We start from the raw sequence: 16,545 nt of genomic DNA on the forward strand, positions 1-16,545 counted from the left end.
AGCAGGATAATGACTGAATTGAAGCGCGTTGCCATTGTCGGTTCGGCCCGCATTCCCTTTGCCCGTGGCGGCACGGCCTATGCTGACGAAACCAATCTTTCCATGCTCGCGACGACCATTGGCGGGATCGCGGACAAGTACGGTCTGAAAGGCGAGAAAATCGACGAGGTGATCGCGGGGGCGGTGATCAACCATTCGCGCGATTTCAACATCGCCCGAGAGGCATTGCTTGACGCTGGGCTTTCGCCGCGGACGCCGGGCACGACGATGCAGATCGCGTGCGGCACAAGCCTCCAGGCGGCGCTGGTCCTCGCCGGCAAGATCGCCTCGGGGCAGATCGACAGTGGCATTGCCGCGGGCTCCGATACGGTTTCGGACAGCCCCATCGTCTTCGGCTCGAAATTCCAGCATCGCCTGCTCGATGCGAATGGCGCCAAGACGACGGGCGACAAGCTCAAGGCATTCACCAAGGGATTTTCCTTTGGCGAACTGACGCCTGTGGCGCCATCGGTCAATGAACCGCGCACCGGCATGTCCATGGGCCAGCACTGTGAATTGATGGCGCGCGAATGGGGCATATCCCGCCGCAGCCAGGATGAGTTGGCGGTAGCGAGCCATCGTAATGCGGCCAAGGCTTATGATGAGGGTTTTCATGATGACCTGCTCGTCCAGTGTGCCGGGCTGGTGCGGGACAACAATGTCCGCGCCGACAGCAATCTCGACAAGATGTCGACGCTGAAGCCCGCATTCGACAAATCCTCAGGCCATGGCACGCTGACCGCCGGCAATTCGACGCCGCTGACGGATGGCGCCGCCGGCGTGTTGCTCGCGAGCGAAGACTGGGCGAAGGCGCGCGGACTGCCGATCCTTGCCTATCTCACTATGGGTCGCGTTGCCGGCAATGATTTTGCGCACGGCGAAGGGCTGCTTATGGCGCCGACCATTGCGGTTTCCGAAATGCTGGAGCGGGCCGGTCTCGGCTTTGCCGACATCGATTACTTCGAACTGCACGAGGCTTTTGCGGCGCAGGTGCTCTGCACCCTCAAGGCTTGGAAAGACCCCGCCTATTGCAAGGATGTGCTCGGGCGTGACGAAGCGCTCGGGGAAATCGATCCAGCCAAGATCAATGTGAAGGGCTCGAGCCTTGCCTATGGACATCCCTTCGCAGCGACTGGCGCGCGCATCCTGGGACTGACGGCAAAGCTGTTGTCCACAGAGACGCGCAAGCGCGCACTGATTTCCGTGTGCACGGCGGGTGGTATGGGCGTCGCTGCGCTGGTAGAAAGTGCTCTATGAGCGATAATGTCATCAAATTCCGGCGGCCCGAGAAAAAGCCCGAGCCGCCGCAACCTAAAAAGCCGCGCGGCCCCATGCCCTCGTGGCTGCCTTTTGCCGTGCTATTGGCGATCGCGCTGGCGATTTATTTCGTCAGCAAGTCCGGCATGATGGGCCAATAAGTCTTCCTGCAAATGACAGGCGTGAGGCGCAGGATCTTCCGGCGTCGGAGGCGGCTATTCCGCATAATGGCCTTTTAGGGAACCAGTTTCCCTCAAGGCGTTGTGAACCGGAAAGCATTGCCAAGGCTTACAGGATGTTAACAAAACGTCGCACGTTTACGCTTAGGTCAATCTTTTGCTTGTCAGTGGACGGTTTCGCGAGATACCGTCCAGCAATCTTGAGCAAAGGCGAGGGCCTTTGTGAAAGGGTGGGGCCGTGTGGGCAAACACACGGAATACAATTCAAGAATTCCACAAGGAGATGGGACGACAATGACGTTCACGACAGCCTTCAAGGCGATCGCAACCGCCGGCGCCATGGCGCTGATGATGTCGACGGCGGCGTCAGCCGTTACTCTGCAGCTGCACAATGGCGGTGATCCGGGCACACTGGATCCGCACAAGGCTTCGGGTGACTGGGAAAACCGCGTCATCGGCGATTACATTGAAGGCCTGCTTACGGAAAACGCCAAGGCCGAGGCCATTCCTGGCCAGGCTGAAAGCTGGGACATTTCGGAAGACGGCACTGTCTACACCTTCCACCTTCGTGACGGCATCCAGTGGTCGGACGGCGAGCCGGTAACCGCGGGCGATTTCGTCTTCGCGTTCCAGCGCCTCTTCAACCCGGCAACTGCCGCGGACTATGCTTACCTCCAGTTCCCGATCAAGAACTCGGAAAAGATCAACTCGGGCGAAATCACCGATTTCAACGAGCTTGGCGTCAAGGCGATCGACGACAAGACCCTCGAAATCACGCTCGAAGCGCCGACCCCGTTCTTCCTCGATGCGCTGACGCACTACACCGCCTATCCGGTTCCGCAGCATCTGGTTGAAAAGTTCGGCGACCAGTGGACCAATGTATCCAACATCGTCGGCAATGGCCCATACCTGATCAAGGAATGGCTGCCAGGCTCCTATGTCCGTTCGGAAAAGAACCCGGACTATTATGATGCCGCCAACGTCAAGATCGACGAAGTCTTCTACCATGTGCTCGAAGATCAGGCCGCAGCGCTCAACCGCTACCGCGCCGGTGAATTCGACATCCTGACCGACTTCCCCGCCGACCAGTATCAGTGGCTGCAGGACAATATGCCGGGCCAGGCACACGTCGTGCCGTTCCTCGGTGTCTATTACTACGTGATGAACCAAGAAGAGGGCCAGGTGCTCTCCGACGTCCGCATCCGCGAAGCGCTGTCGACGACGGTCCTGCGTGAAGTGATCGGGCCCGATATCCTGGGCACGGGCGAACTGCCAGCCTATGGCTGGGTGCCGCCTGGCACCAACAACTATGTCGCCGAAGCCGATGCTTACATGCCGGAATGGGCTTCGACGCCTTATGAAGAGCGTGTCGAGCATGCCAAGGAACTGATGACCGAAGCCGGTTATGGTCCTGACAAGCCGCTGACCCTGCAGCTGCGCTACAACACCAATGACAACCACCAGCGCATCGCCGTGGCGATTGCCGCCATGTGGGAGCCGCTTGGTGTGAAGGTCGAGCTCTTCAACGCCGAAACCGCCGTGCACTATGATGCGCTGCGCGCCGGCGACTTCCAGGTCGGTCGTGCCGGCTGGCTGCTCGACTATTCCGATCCGTCCAATACCCTCGACCTCCTCAAGACCGGCACCAACCAGGCCGGCACGATGAACTGGGGTAACAACTATGGTCGCTTCTCGAACGAAGAGTTCGATGGCCTCCTGAGCCAGGCTTCGACCGAGCTCGATCTCGATGCCCGCGCCAAGCTCCTGGCCCAGGCTGAAAAGATCGCCATGGACGATTTCGCTGCGATCCCGATCTACTGGTACGTGTCCAAGGACGTCGTATCGCCCAAGATCTCGGGCTTCGAAGAAAATGCGAAGAACATCTTCCGCACCCGATGGCTCTCGAAGTCGGAATAAGCGGAAAATACGAAACGTGGGGGCCCGGTGCCCCCACGGTTCTTTTGCCGTCTAGCGCCCTCCGGCCCCTCCGTTTCTGGCGCAACGGCTTAGGAGTTCACGATACATGTTGGCCTATGCCTTACGGCGTGTGCTTTCGGCTATTCCGATCGCACTGATTGCCGTCACAGCCTGTTTCTTCATTCTGCGCCTTGCGCCCGGTGGTCCCTTCGACGGCGAGCGTGCCTTGCCCCCGACCGTGTTGGCGAACCTGCGCGCGCACTACAATCTCGACCAGCCGCTGGTCGTGCAGTATTTCCTCTATATCTGGCGCCTTTTGCATGGCGACCTCGGTCCCTCGATGGTGATCGACGGCTTCAATGTTAGCCAGCTCATCTCCATCGGTTTTCCGTTCACGCTGACCATGGCGCTCTGCGCCTTCGTGATCGCGACCGCAATCGGCATGCTCGCCGGGATGGTCGCCGCCGTTTATCAGAACAAGTGGCCGGACTATGTGCTGGTGCTCGCCGTCATGGTGGGCGTGCTCATCCCGAACTTCCTGATGGCAGCGCTGTTGCAGCTCTGGTTCGGCGTGTACCTTAAATGGGTTCCGGCCGGTGGCTGGGTCAGCGGGAGCGTCTGGCACCTCATTCTGCCCGTGACCGTGCTTGCGTGGCCGCATGCGGGGCGCATTTCGCGCCTGATGCGCGGCTCGATGATCGAAGTGCTTGGCACCAATTATGTGCGCACTGCGCGCTCGAAAGGTCTTGGTGAGCGTCTGGTGCTATCGCGCCACGCCATCAAGCCGGCGCTGCTGCCCGTCGTGTCCTATCTCGGACCAGGCCTTTCCTATCTCCTCACCGGCTCGCTGGCCGTCGAACAGATTTTCGGCCTGCCCGGTATCGGCAAATATTTCGTCACCGCCGCGCTCAACCGCGACTATGGCGTCGTTCTGGGGACGACCATCCTCTACATGTTCATTATTCTCGCGCTCAATCTGATCGTCGACCTCGTCTATGCCTGGCTCGATCCCAAGGTGAGGTACCGCTGATGGCTGGCCTGACCGGTAAAGACCAGGTCCTCACGACCTATGCCAATAAGCTCGCGACGCTTGACGCGCCCAAGGGCCGTTCGCTGACGCAGGACGCCATGCGGCGCCTCGTGCGCAACAAGATGGCCCTCATCTCGATTTTCGTCCTGGTGACGATCGTCATCCTTGCGATCATCGGGCCCTATTTCGTGCCTTGGGGCTATTCCCAGGTGGATTGGAGCAATATCCGCAAGCCGCCCAATTTCGAGGTGGGGCACTATTTCGGGACCGACCAGAACGGTCGCGATATGCTCGCGCGCGTGCTGCAGGGCACGCAGATGAGCCTGATAGTCGCGTTTGTCGCGACCTTTGTGTCGGTGACGATCGGCGTCGTCTATGGCGCTGTGGCGGGCTATTTCGGTGGCCGGGTCGACGCAGTGATGATGCGCATCGTCGATATCATGTATGCGCTGCCCTACATTCTCTTCGTCATCATTCTCGTCGTGATGTTCGGTCGTAATCCGGTGCTGCTGTTTGTCGGTATCGGCGCCATCGAATGGCTGACCATGGCGCGTATCGTGCGTGGGCAGACGCTCTCGATCAAGGAGAAGGAATTCGTCGAAGCGGCGCGTGCCGGTGGGGCAAAGCCCTTCACCATCATCATGCGCCACATCGTTCCGAACCTGACCGGGCCGGTGGTGATCTACGCAACCCTGACTATTCCTGAAATCATCATTGCCGAGAGCTTCCTCTCTTATCTCGGCCTTGGTGTGCAGGAGCCGCAGACCTCGCTCGGCACGCTGATTTCGGCCGGTGCGCCGGTTGCCGAAGTCATGCCCTGGATGCTGCTTGCGCCAGCGGCTGTGCTCGTCACGCTGCTCTTTTGCCTCACCTATATCGGGGACGGTCTGCGCGACGCGCTCGACCCCAAGGATCGCTGATGACCAAAGTTCTTTCCGTAGAAGACCTCGGCGTCACCTTTGCTCTGCATGAGAGCGAAGTGCGCGCGGTCAACGACCTCAACTTCTCGCTCGAAGCGGGAGAAACGCTTGCCGTGGTGGGCGAAAGCGGCTCGGGCAAGAGCCAGGCTTTCCTCTCCATCATGGGCCTGCTTGCCAAGAACGGCCGCACCAGCGGCCGGGCGATGCTGGGCGACGTCAATCTCGTCGGCATGGAGAAATCGCGCCTTGATCGCATCCGCGGCAAGGATATCGCGATGATTTTCCAGGATCCGATGACCTCGCTCAATCCAAGCCTGCGGGTCAAAACCCAGCTTGCCGAAGTGCTGGTCAAGCATCGCGGTTTCGACAAGGGCAAGGCCGAAAAGACCGCGATCGAGATGCTGGAACGGGTCGGCATTCCCGAACCCGTCAAGCGCGCCAATGCCTATCCGCACGAGATGAGCGGCGGCATGCGCCAGCGCGTGATGATCGCCATGGCTCTCCTCTGCCAGCCGAAAATCCTGATCGCTGACGAGCCGACCACGGCGCTCGACGTGACGGTGCAGGCGCAGATGCTCGATCTCTTCAAGTCGCTGACCGAAGACTTTGGCACCTCGCTCGTGATCATCACCCATGATCTCGGCGTCGTTGCCGGCGTCGCCGATCGCATGATGGTCATGTATGGCGGCCGGGCGGTCGAAAAGGGCACGGTCGACGATCTGTTCTATGATCCGCGCCACCCCTACACCCTTGGGCTCTTGCACTCGACTCCACATATCGCCCAGCGCGCGGCGCGGCTCGACCCGATCCAGGGCCTGCCGCCGAGCCTTGAACACCTGCCCAAGGGCTGCTCGTTCAATCCGCGCTGCGCCTTCTGCTTCGACCGGTGCCTCGAGGAACGTCCGCCGCTGATGCCCACCGAAAGCGGGCGTGAGAAGGCGTGTTTCTATGAAGGCCCGCTCAAATATGGAAAGGTCGCGTAATGATCGAGACCCCAACCAATCTGATCGAGATCAGGGACCTCAAGAAGACCTTTTCAATCTCTACCGGGCTTTTCGGCCGTGCGCTGAGCCTGACGGCCCTTGAAAATATCAACTTCTCGGTCAAGAAGGGCGAAACGCTCGGGATCGTGGGCGAAAGCGGTTGCGGCAAGTCGACGCTCGGCCGCTGCATCCTGCAATTGCTCTCGCCGGACGAGGGCCAGGTGCTCTGGCTTGGCCAGGACCTGACGAAACTGCCGGCCGAAGAAATGCGCAAGCGTCGCGCTGATCTCCAGATCATTTTCCAGGATCCGCTGGCTTCGCTCAATCCGCGCATGACCGTGGGCGATATCATCGAAGATCCGCTCAAGACGCTGCGTCCGGAAATGAACAAGACCGATCGTCGCGCCAAGGTCGTCAAGACCATGGAAGCGGTCGGCCTCTTGCCCGAAATGATCAACCGCTATCCGCACGAATTTTCGGGCGGGCAGGCGCAACGTATCGGCATTGCCCGGGCGCTGATCACCGACCCGAAGCTGATCGTCTGCGACGAGCCGGTTTCCGCGCTCGACGTGTCGATCCAGGCGCAGATTCTCAATCTCTTGGCCGAGCTCAAGGACGAATTCGGGCTGACGCTGATCTTCATCTCGCACAACCTTTCGGTGGTGCGGCACGTGTCGGATCGCATCCTCGTGCTCTATCTCGGGCGGATTGTTGAGCTTGCGACCGGAGACGAGATCTATGAGGACCCAAAGCACCCCTATACACGGGCGCTGCTGACGGCGGTGCCCATCCCCGATCCGAAACTGGCGCGACAGCGCAATATCGATGCGCTCAAGGGCGAAATTCCATCGCCGATCAATCCGCCATCGGGGTGCACATTCCGCACGCGCTGCCGGTTCGCCAAGCCACAATGCGCGGAAACGCGGCCCCCGCTTGAATCGATCGAGGGCGGGCGGCTCGTCGCCTGCATTCGCTGGCGGGAGATCGAAGTCGAAGCGCCGGTTGTCGTTCCGGCATAAGAGTTTCTCAAAGTTGGAGAGTGGCGGGCACCTGGTGTCCGCCATTTTTTTTGATTTTCAACACTCTCTGGCTGTCATCCCGGCCTTAAGCCGGGATCCATCTTGAGATTTGGGGATGGGCCCCGGCTCAAGGCCGGGGTGACAAAGAGTGGGGCTGTGGGCCGTGCAAGAGCCAATCAGGTCCGGTAGTTCGGTGTGCCCGGATTGAGCTGGGAAAACACGGACCCGGCGATCCCCTGCAGTTTTTCCGCCGAATAGGGGGCGGTGATGGTGCAGGTGAGGACGTCATCGGCCCAGAAGAGCGCGGTGTCGAGGCCGAGGGTGGCGACTTCGGTGCGGGGGGCGTCAGCGGCGGGGCGCGGGGTGATGTAGAGCGTCAGGCGCTCGCCATTGGTGTCTTCGTACATTAGCTGCGCGGCCTTGCCGCCGGGGACATCAGCCGCGGGGAGCAGGCGGCCGCCGAGGAAGGTGAGGCCGGATGCCGTGAGGTCGGGCATGGCGAGAGTGGTCTGGAGGCGGTTCGAAAGCCAGGAGGAGAGATGCTCTTGTTCGTCGCCACCGACTTCGACGGCGTGGCGCTTTTCCAGCACATAGACGGTATGGGCGCTGACGGCATCGGCGATAAGACGATCGGCAATGGCGGGCGTATCGGTATTGCCGCGAATGAGCCAGCCGCCGCCAAGCCCGAGGCTGAGAAGCACGACGGCAGCGGCAGCCTGGGTCCAAAACCGGCTGCGGCGCTGATCTTGGGCGCGGGCGAGACGGTTTACCGAGAGACGTGGGGGCACGGGCTCGGCGCCGGCTGGAGCGTAAAGGGTTCGGATAGCGTCGGCTTGACGCTGCAGGAGCGCGACTTCAGCTGCCGCATCCGGATTTGTGGCAAGGAACGCTTCGACTTCTGCACAGCGCGCGGGATCGAGCTGCCCATCGACATAGGCCATGAGCGTATCGCGGGTGATGTCGCTCATTTGACGGTCCTCAGATGGGGTTCGGCGGGCGCGCCAGTCAGGGTTTTCAGCGTCGCGCGGGCGCGGCCAAGGCGGCTCATCAGCGTGCCGAGGGGAATAGCGAGAATGTCGGCGGCCTCCTTATAGGCAAGGCCTTCGAGGGTCACCAGAAGCAGAGCCTCCTTTTGCTCAGGCGGCAGGGTGTCGATGGCACGGGCGAGTTCAGCAAGCGCGAGATGGCCGGGCTGGGCGGCGGGGACCGCTGGCTCGGGAATGCTCGAGAGATCAAGCGTTTCGCCGCGGCGGCGCTGACCGCGAAGGCTGTTGCGGTAGAGATTGACGAGAATGGTGAAAAGCCAGGGGCGCACTGGACCAGACGGCCGGAACAGCCGACGCCGGGAAATGGCGCGTTCGAGACAATCCTGCACGAGATCGTCGGCGCGATCGATATCCCGCGTCAGCGCGCGCGCATAGCGGCGCAGAGCGGGGACAGCGTCTTCGATCTCGTGCAGGATGTCAGCCAAAATCGGCCTCGGGATTATTCGATGGCAAGATGCCAGACACCGCCCACGCCGTCACCCTTGGTTTCGCCGGCTGCGGTATCTTCATACCAATAGTAGAGGGGCATAGATTTATAGGCCCACATTTTCGTGCCGTCGGTACGGTCGACGATGGTGAAATCGCCTTCCGCCTTGGCAGAGGCATCGGCGAAAAGCGGGGGCCACTTTTCGGCGCAGGTGTCGTAGCAGTTGGAGACGCCGGCTGTGTCCTTGTCGAAGATATAGAGCGTCATGCCATTGGCATCGGTCAGGACGGATTTGCCAGCGATATCAGTGGATTTGACGGCGCCGCCGACATAGTCGGTGGCAAAGGCGGGAGCGGCGACGAGGGCCAGCGCAAAGGCGCCGGCGAGAACGGAACGCAGGATCATTGGTTTTCTCCTTGCAGCAGCCACGCAATGCGGCCTGCAGGAAGACGAACACCGGCGGCGTTCGTTTAATCCCGTTCTCTTGAAATTTTTGTCGTCGGGATGAAAAGCCCTGAAAATCTCAGGATGGATCCCGGCTCGAGGCCGGAATGACAGCCGGTGGGCCCCTATGAGGGCCTGATCAGGCCTCGTCGGTGAAGCGGACGGCGCCGATGTGCGGGAGGTTGCGATTGCGCTGGGCGTAGTCGATGCCATAGCCGACGACGAAGCGATCGGGGATTTCAAAGCCCAGCCATTTGGCGTTAATTTCGGTCTCGCGGCGGCTGGGTTTCGAGAGGAGGGCGCAGACTTCCATGCGGCGCGGGTGGCGCGTCTCGAGGATTTCGAGGACGTGCTTGAGGGTGTGGCCGGTGTCGATGATGTCTTCGACGACGAGGACGTCGCGATTGGCGATTTCGCCGCGCAGGTCCTTGAGAATGCGGACTTCCCGGCTCGATTCCATGGCATTGCCATAGGACGAAGCCTCGATGAAATCGACTTCGACCGGCAAGTCGAGTTCGCGGACGAGGTCGGCGATGAAGATGAAGGAGCCGCGCAAAAGCCCGACGACGACGAGCTTGTCGGTATCGGCAAAATGCGTGGATATCTCTTTGGCGAGGGCCTCGACGCGGGCGGCGATCGACTTGGCCGAGATCAGTTCATCGACGACATAGGGCTTTTGGGTCATGGCAGATCCGAGTCACGCGAGAGGCGGAACTGTTAGCAGACCGTTAGCTTTGAGGGTAGCCAAAGCGGGAATTGGGTGCAGTTTCGTTAGCGGCGCGGGGGGCACCAACCAATCGCAGCACTTTGTCGCAAATTCGCTGGCTGTCATCCCGGCCTTGAGCCGAGATCGATCCTAAGATCTCAAGATGGGCCCCGGCTTTCGCCGGGGTGACAATCGAGTTTTAGATTGCATCGAGGTCAAATCCCAGCCCTAGACGGGCAAGGACAGATTGCACACCGCCATTCGAGCGTAGCTCCCATGGCCTTCTGCCTTCGGTACGCTTCTCAGCGCGGCAGGTCTGTCTTGCCCATCAGATCGAAATCGATGGCGCGGGCGGCTTGGCGGCCTTCGCGGATGGCCCAGACGACGAGGGACTGGCCGCGGCGCATGTCGCCGGCGGCGTAGACTTTTGGCTTGGACGTGCGGTAGCTCATCGTGTCGGCAAAGAGATTGCCGCGCTTGTCGAGGTCGGCGCCGAGTTCGCTCAGCATGCCTTCGACGACCGGGCCGGCAAAGCCGATGGCCAGCAAAACCATGTCAGCCTTGATGATGAATTCCGAACCCGGGATCGGCTGGCGCTTGCGGTCGACGCGGGCGCATTCGACGCCCGAGACCTGGCCCTTGGCATTGCCGATGATCTTCATCGTGCCGGCGGAGAATTCGCGGATGGCGCCTTCGGCCTGGGAGGACGAGGTGCGCATCTTGACCGCCCAATTGGGCCAGTTCGTGAGCTTGTTTTCCAGCTCGGGCGGCATGGGGCGAACGTCGAGCTGAGTGACGGCGATGGCGCCCTGGCGGAAGGAGGTGCCGACGCAATCGGACGCGGTATCGCCGCCCCCGACTACGACGACATGCTTGCCGGCGGCGGTCAGCTGCATTTCGCCCGAGACGTCTTCATAGCCGACGCGGCGGTTCTGCTGGACGAGGAAGGGCATTGCATAGTGAACGCCGGCAAATTGCTGGCCTTCGACATCGACTTCGCGCGGACGTTCCGAACCGCCGCAGAGTAAGACCGCATCGTGGTCGCGCTGGAGATCGGAGAGCGGCTTGTTGACGCCGATATTGGCGCCATAGTGGAAAGTGACGCCCTCGGCTTCCATCTGCGCGGTGCGGAAGTCGATGTGTTCCTTTTCCATCTTGAAGTCGGGAATGCCATAGCGGAGGAGACCGCCGGCCTTGGGCTCGCGCTCGAAGAGGTGGACTTCGTGACCGGCGCGGGCGAGCTGCTGGGCCGCAGCGAGACCGGCGGGACCGCCGCCGACCACGGCGACCTTCTTGCCGGTCTTTTCCTTGGCGATCTGCGGCTTGACCCAGCCCGAACGGATCGCCTTATCGGCGATGGCCTGCTCGACAGTCTTGATCGCGACGGGCGCGTCTTCAAGATTGAGCGTGCAGGCTTCCTCGCAGGGCGCGGGGCAGATGCGGCCGGTGAATTCAGGGAAATTGTTGGTCGAGTGGAGGTTGCGCGCGGCCTCTTCCCAATCGCCGTTGTAAACGAGATCGTTCCAATCGGGGATCTGGTTGTGGACGGGGCAGCCGGTGTCGCCGTGACAGAACGGAATGCCGCAATCCATGCAGCGCGCCGCCTGGTCGACAATGCGGCCCTCGGTCATCGGAATGGTGAATTCGCCGAAGTGACGAATGCGGTCGGAGGCCGGCTCGTAGCGGGGCTCTTCGCGTTCGATCTCGAGAAAGCCGGTTACCTTACCCATGGCTTTTTCCCTATCTGATTTTCGGCGCTGAAAGCGCTCGTCTCAACATTTCTCGGGATCATCCCCGCTAGGGCGAGGATGATCCAGTGGGTTTGTTCGGTCGTTATTCGGCCGCCACGTGCGGGGTTGCGCCGCGCTTGCGTTCCATTTCGAGGATGGCGCGGCGGTATTCGACCGGCATGACCTTGACGAATTTGGGGCGCATTTCGGCCCAGTTGTCGAGGATCATCTTGGCCTTGGTCGAGCCGGTATAGTGCAGGTGGTTCGAGATCAGCTGATGGAGGCGCTCGTCGTCGTGCTTGGTCATGTCGCCGGAAATGTCGACGCGACCGTGCCATTCGAGATCACCACCATGGTGGTGAAGTTTGCGCATCAGGTCTTCTTCTTCCTGCACCGGTTCGAGATCGACCATGGCGAGGTTGCAGCGGGACCGGAAGGTTTCGTCTTCGTCGAGGACATAGGCGACACCACCGGACATGCCGGCGGCAAAGTTGCGGCCGGTGGGGCCGATGACGACGACGAGACCGCCGGTCATGTATTCGCAGCCGTGATCACCCGTGCCTTCGACGACAGCGATGGCGCCGGAATTGCGGACGGCGAAACGTTCGCCGGCAATGCCGCGGAAGTAGGCTTCACCGGCAATGGCGCCATAAAGCACCGTGTTGCCGACGATGATCGACTTTTCGGGCGCAAAGGTCACCTTGTCGGAGGGGCGGACGACGATGCGGCCGCCGGAAAGACCCTTGCCGACATAGTCATTGGCGTCGCCGATCATGTCGATCGAGATCCCCTTGGCGAGGAAGGCGCCAAAAGCCTGGCCGGCGGTGCCGCGGAGGGTGATCGAGATCGTGTCTTCGTTGAGCCCTTCATGGCCGTACTTCTTGGCGAGGGCGCCCGAAAGCATGGCGCCGGCCGAACGGTCACGCGAGCGGATCGGCAGCTCGAACTGGACGGCAGTGCCGTGTTCGAGAGCCGGGGCTGCGTGTTCGATGAGCTTGCGATCCAAGACCTCTTCGAGGTGATGGTTCTGCAGCTCGGAATGGTAGAGCGTGTCGCCGCCAAGGGGCTCGGGCTTATAAAAGACCTTGGAGAGGTCGATGCCTTCGCTCTTCCACTGGTCTTCGGCGCGGCGCTGATCGAGGAGGTCGGAGCGGCCGACCAGTTCGTTGAGCGTACGGGCACCCATTGATGCCATCAGGCCACGCAGTTCTTCGGCGATGAAGAAGAAGTAGTTGATGACGTGCTCGGGCGTGCCCTTGAAGCGCTTGCGCAGCACCGGGTCCTGGGTGGCGACGCCAACCGGGCAGGTGTTGAGATGGCACTTGCGCATCATGATGCAGCCGGCCGCGATCAGCGGCGCGGTCGAGAAGCCGAATTCGTCGGCGCCGAGGAGGGCACCGATAAGGACGTCGCGACCGGTCTTCAAACCACCATCGACCTGCAGCTTTACCCGAGAACGCAGGCGGTTGAGAACGAGGGTCTGATGGGTTTCGGCAAGGCCGATTTCCCAGGGGCCCCCGGCGTGCTTGAGCGAGGTCAGGGGCGACGCGCCCGTGCCGCCATCATAGCCGGAAATGGTGATGTGATCGGCGCGCGCCTTGGCAACGCCGGCCGCAACCGTGCCGACGCCCATTTCGGACACGAGCTTGACCGAGATGTCGGCCTCTTCGTTGACGTTCTTGAGATCGTAAATGAGCTGGGCGAGATCTTCGATCGAATAGATGTCGTGGTGCGGCGGGGGCGAGATGAGGCCGACGCCGGGGGTCGAGTGGCGGGTCTTGGCGACGATCCAGTCGACCTTGTGGCCGGGCAGCTGGCCGCCTTCGCCGGGCTTGGCGCCCTGCGCAACCTTGATCTGGATCTGGTCGGCATTGACCAGATATTCGGTGGTGACGCCGAAGCGACCGGAGGCAACCTGCTTGATGGCAGAGCGCAGCGGGTTGCTGGAGCCATCGGGCAGGGGCTTATAGCGATCGGGCTCTTCGCCGCCTTCACCGGTGTTGGACTTGCCGCCGATCCGGTTCATGGCGATGGCGAGCGTCGTGTGGGCTTCGCGCGAGATCGAGCCGAAGGACATGGCGCCTGTGACGAAGCGCTTGACGATCTCGACAGCCGGTTCGACGTCGTCGATGGCAACGGCTTCGCCAATCGGCTTGATATCGAAGAGGTGGCGAATGGCGAGATAGCCGTTTTCGCCCGAGTTTACGCGTTGGGCAAAGCTGTCGTAGCGATCCCGAGCGGTTTCCGGGCTTTCCTCGAAGGTGCGGACGGCGTGCTGGAGATCGGCAACAACGTCGGGGCTCCAGGCGTGCTTTTCGCCTCGGATGCGATAGGCATATTCGCCGCCGACATCGAGCGACTTCTTGAGCACGACATCGTCGCCAAAGGCTTCGGCGTGACGGCGCACGGTTTCTTCCGACACTTCGGCGAGGCCGACGCCTTCGATCGAGGTCGCGGTGCCGAAGAAGAACTTCTTCACGAAGTCCGAGTTGAGGCCGACCGCGTCAAAGATCTGGGCGCCGCAATAGGACTGATAGGTCGAGATGCCCATCTTGGACATGACCTTGAGAAGGCCTTTACCGACCGACTTGATGTAGCGGTAGACGACTTCGTCGGCCGAGACTTCGGGCGGATATTCGCCTTCGGCGTGGAGCGCGGCGAGGGCTTCGAAGGCTAGATAGGGGTTGATGGCTTCGGCGCCATAACCGGCGAGCATGGCAAAGTGGTGCATTTCGCGGGCTTCGCCGGTTTCGAGGACGAGGCCGGAGGAGGTGCGCAGACCCTTGCGGATCAGGTGGTGGTGGACCGCGGCGGTCGCGAGCAGCGCCGGAATGGCGATGCGGTCGGCGGCAACGAGCCGGTCCGAGAGGATGATGATGTTGTATTCGCCGCGGACGGCTTCTTCGGCGACGGCGCAGAGGTCGTCGAGGGCCTTGGCCATGCCTTCGGCGCCCTGGGACACATGATAGGTGATGTCGAGGGTGCGCGTCTTGAACTGGTTGTCTTCCATGTCACCAATGCCGCGGATCTTTTCGAGGTCCTCGTTGGTGAGAATGGGCTGGCGGACTTCGAGGCGCTTTTGCTTGGAGACACCTTCGAGATCAAAGATGTTGGGGCGCGGGCCGATGAAGGAGACCAGCGACATCACCGATTCCTCGCGGATCGGATCGATGGGCGGGTTGGTGACCTGCGCGAAGTTCTGCTTGAAATAGGTGTAGAGGAGCTTCGACTTGTTGGAGAGCGCCGAGATCGGCGTGTCCGTCCCCATCGAGCCGACGGCTTCCTGACCGGTGGTCGCCATGGGCGCCATCAGGAGCTTGATGTCTTCCTGGGTGTAGCCAAAGGCCTGCATGCGGTCGAGGAGGCTTTCCGAGGTGGTCGGGGCCTTGGGTTCGGTTTCGGGCAGGTCTTCAAGGACGATCTGCGAACGGGCAAGCCATTCGGCATAGGGGTTCTTGGTGGCCAGAACCTTCTTGATTTCGTCGTCGGAGATGATGCGGCCTTCTTCGAGATCGATCAGCAGCATGCGGCCGGGCTGCAGGCGCCAGCGCTCGACGATGTCTTCGTCCGGGATATCGAGCACGCCAGACTCGGAGGCCAAGACGACGTGGCCTTCCTTGGTGACGAGGTAACGCGCCGGGCGGAGGCCGTTGCGGTCGAGGGTCGCGACGACATAGCGGCCGTCCGACAACGACATGGCGGCCGGGCCGTCCCATGGCTCCATCAGGGCTGCGTGATATTCGTAGAAGGCGCGGCGCGTTTCATCCATCAGCGGATTGCCGGCCCAGGCTTCGGGGATCAGCATCATGGCTGCGTGGGGCAGGGAATAGCCGCCACGTACCAAAAATTCGAGCGCGTTGTCGAAGCAGGCGGTGTCGGACTGACCTTCATAGGAGATCGGCCAGATCTTGGTGATGTCATCGCCAAAGAGCGGCGAGGAGACTGAGGCCTGGCGCGCGGCCATCCAGTTGACGTTGCCACGGATGGTGTTGATTTCACCATTGTGGGTGGTCATGCGGTAGGGGTGCGCCAGCTTCCAGCTTGGGAACGTGTTGGTCGAAAAGCGCTGGTGGACGAGCGCGATGGCGCTTTCAAAACTTTCGTCCGAGAGGTCGGGATAGAAGGCGCCGAGCTGATAGGCGAGGAACATGCCCTTATAGACGAGCGTGCGCGCCGACATCGAGACGACGTAAAAGCCGTTGTCGCTGTCGCTTTCGGGGACCTGGGCATAGACGGTGTTGGAGATCACCTTGCGCACGATGAGGAGCTTGCGCTCGAACTCATCCACGGTCAGGCCATCGGGGCGGGCGATGACCATCTGCTCGATGATCGGCTGGGTGGCGATGACGCCTTCGGAGAGCTTTGAATTGTCGAAGGGGACGACGCGCTCGCCAAGGAGTTCGAGGCCTTCGGCATCAAGGCAGGCGCGGACGGCGGCGGCGCAGCGATCGCGCAGGGCGACGATGTTGGGATAAAAGATCATGGCCACGGCGTAGTGGCCCTTTTCCGGCAGGGCGAAGGGCAGCACCTTCTCGAAGAAGGCGTGCGGGGTCTGCACCAGAATGCCGGCGCCGTCGCCCATCAGGGGGTCAGCGCCTACGGCGCCACGGTGTTCGAGGTTCTCGAGGATTTCGAGACCCTTTTCGACCACTTCGTGGCTGGGCTTGTTCTTGATATTGGCGATCATGCCGATGCCGCAGGCGTCGGATTCGTTGGCCGGATCGTAGAGACCCTGGGCATGCGGACGGCCAGTCACGACGGCGCGATCATCTGCGATGACGCGGTGCCCATTCTCGATCAGCGTGGTTTTGCGAGCATTGGCTTTCGCGGTGACCGGAAGGGAAAATC

The 16,545-nt window shown here is 61.4% G+C and carries 13 protein-coding genes; 7 read left to right on the top strand and 6 right to left on the bottom strand.

Features of this window, described 5'->3' with window-relative positions; genetic code table 11:
* Positions 1 to 9 precede the first annotated feature (9 nt).
* The 7 genes from ASE94_RS02905 to ASE94_RS02930 all read left to right on the top strand — a co-directional run bounded on the left by ASE94_RS02905 (position 10) and on the right by ASE94_RS02930 (position 7,344).
* The gene (locus tag ASE94_RS02905) at positions 10 to 1,296 is read left to right on the top strand and encodes an acetyl-CoA C-acetyltransferase (RefSeq protein WP_062629141.1); all 1,287 of its coding nucleotides are present in this window, start codon (positions 10 to 12) and stop codon (positions 1,294 to 1,296) included.
* Complete coding sequence (locus ASE94_RS20830) at positions 1,293 to 1,457, top strand: hypothetical protein (RefSeq protein WP_156351794.1); 165 nt, start codon at positions 1,293 to 1,295, stop codon at positions 1,455 to 1,457. The genes ASE94_RS02905 and ASE94_RS20830 overlap by 4 nt, the downstream gene beginning before the upstream one ends.
* A 312-nt stretch (positions 1,458 to 1,769) precedes the next feature.
* Positions 1,770 to 3,392, top strand: coding sequence for a peptide ABC transporter substrate-binding protein (locus ASE94_RS02910; protein WP_062629142.1), 1,623 nt, complete (start codon positions 1,770 to 1,772; stop codon positions 3,390 to 3,392).
* Between the two features lie 106 nt (positions 3,393 to 3,498).
* Positions 3,499 to 4,422: an ABC transporter permease subunit gene (locus ASE94_RS02915; RefSeq protein WP_062629143.1), complete on the top strand. Its 924-nt coding sequence runs from the start codon at positions 3,499 to 3,501 to the stop codon at positions 4,420 to 4,422.
* Positions 4,422 to 5,342 carry an ABC transporter permease subunit gene (locus tag ASE94_RS02920; protein WP_062629144.1) on the top strand — a complete coding sequence of 307 codons (921 nt, stop codon included), beginning with the start codon at positions 4,422 to 4,424 and terminating at the stop codon, positions 5,340 to 5,342. The genes ASE94_RS02915 and ASE94_RS02920 overlap by 1 nt, the downstream gene beginning before the upstream one ends.
* Positions 5,342 to 6,325, top strand: a complete 984-nt coding sequence (locus ASE94_RS02925) for an ABC transporter ATP-binding protein (protein ID WP_062629145.1) — start codon at positions 5,342 to 5,344, stop codon at positions 6,323 to 6,325. The genes ASE94_RS02920 and ASE94_RS02925 overlap by 1 nt, the downstream gene beginning before the upstream one ends.
* Positions 6,325 to 7,344 (top strand): dipeptide ABC transporter ATP-binding protein, encoded by a 1,020-nt coding sequence (locus ASE94_RS02930; protein WP_061909640.1) that lies wholly within the window; start codon positions 6,325 to 6,327, stop codon positions 7,342 to 7,344. Before ASE94_RS02925 ends, ASE94_RS02930 begins: the two co-directional genes overlap by 1 nt.
* Before the next feature lie 176 nt (positions 7,345 to 7,520).
* Here ASE94_RS02930 and ASE94_RS02935 read toward each other — a convergent pair whose 3' ends face one another.
* From ASE94_RS02935 to gltB, 6 genes are all read right to left on the bottom strand, one after another.
* Positions 7,521 to 8,312, bottom strand: coding sequence for an anti-sigma factor (locus ASE94_RS02935; protein WP_061909638.1), 792 nt, complete (start codon positions 8,310 to 8,312; stop codon positions 7,521 to 7,523).
* Positions 8,309 to 8,815, bottom strand: coding sequence for a sigma-70 family RNA polymerase sigma factor (locus tag ASE94_RS02940; RefSeq protein ID WP_061909636.1), 507 nt, complete (start codon positions 8,813 to 8,815; stop codon positions 8,309 to 8,311). Before ASE94_RS02940 ends, ASE94_RS02935 begins: the two co-directional genes overlap by 4 nt.
* Before the next feature lie 14 nt (positions 8,816 to 8,829).
* Positions 8,830 to 9,216: a hypothetical protein gene (locus ASE94_RS02945; protein WP_061909815.1), complete on the bottom strand. Its 387-nt coding sequence runs from the start codon at positions 9,214 to 9,216 to the stop codon at positions 8,830 to 8,832.
* Positions 9,217 to 9,400: 184 nt separating this feature from the next.
* Positions 9,401 to 9,946 carry a hypoxanthine phosphoribosyltransferase gene (gene hpt / locus ASE94_RS02950; protein ID WP_061909634.1) on the bottom strand — a complete coding sequence of 182 codons (546 nt, stop codon included), beginning with the start codon at positions 9,944 to 9,946 and terminating at the stop codon, positions 9,401 to 9,403.
* Positions 9,947 to 10,269: 323 nt separating this feature from the next.
* The gene (locus ASE94_RS02955) at positions 10,270 to 11,697 is read right to left on the bottom strand and encodes a glutamate synthase subunit beta (RefSeq protein WP_061909632.1); all 1,428 of its coding nucleotides are present in this window, start codon (positions 11,695 to 11,697) and stop codon (positions 10,270 to 10,272) included.
* 103 nt (positions 11,698 to 11,800) lie between these two features.
* Positions 11,801 to 16,474 carry a glutamate synthase large subunit gene (gene gltB / locus ASE94_RS02960; protein WP_348270946.1) on the bottom strand — a complete coding sequence of 1,558 codons (4,674 nt, stop codon included), beginning with the start codon at positions 16,472 to 16,474 and terminating at the stop codon, positions 11,801 to 11,803.
* Positions 16,475 to 16,545: the final 71 nt, after the last annotated feature.

The sequence above is a fragment of the Devosia sp. Leaf64 genome, assembly GCF_001421945.1.
Lineage (GTDB): Bacteria > Pseudomonadota > Alphaproteobacteria > Rhizobiales > Devosiaceae > Devosia.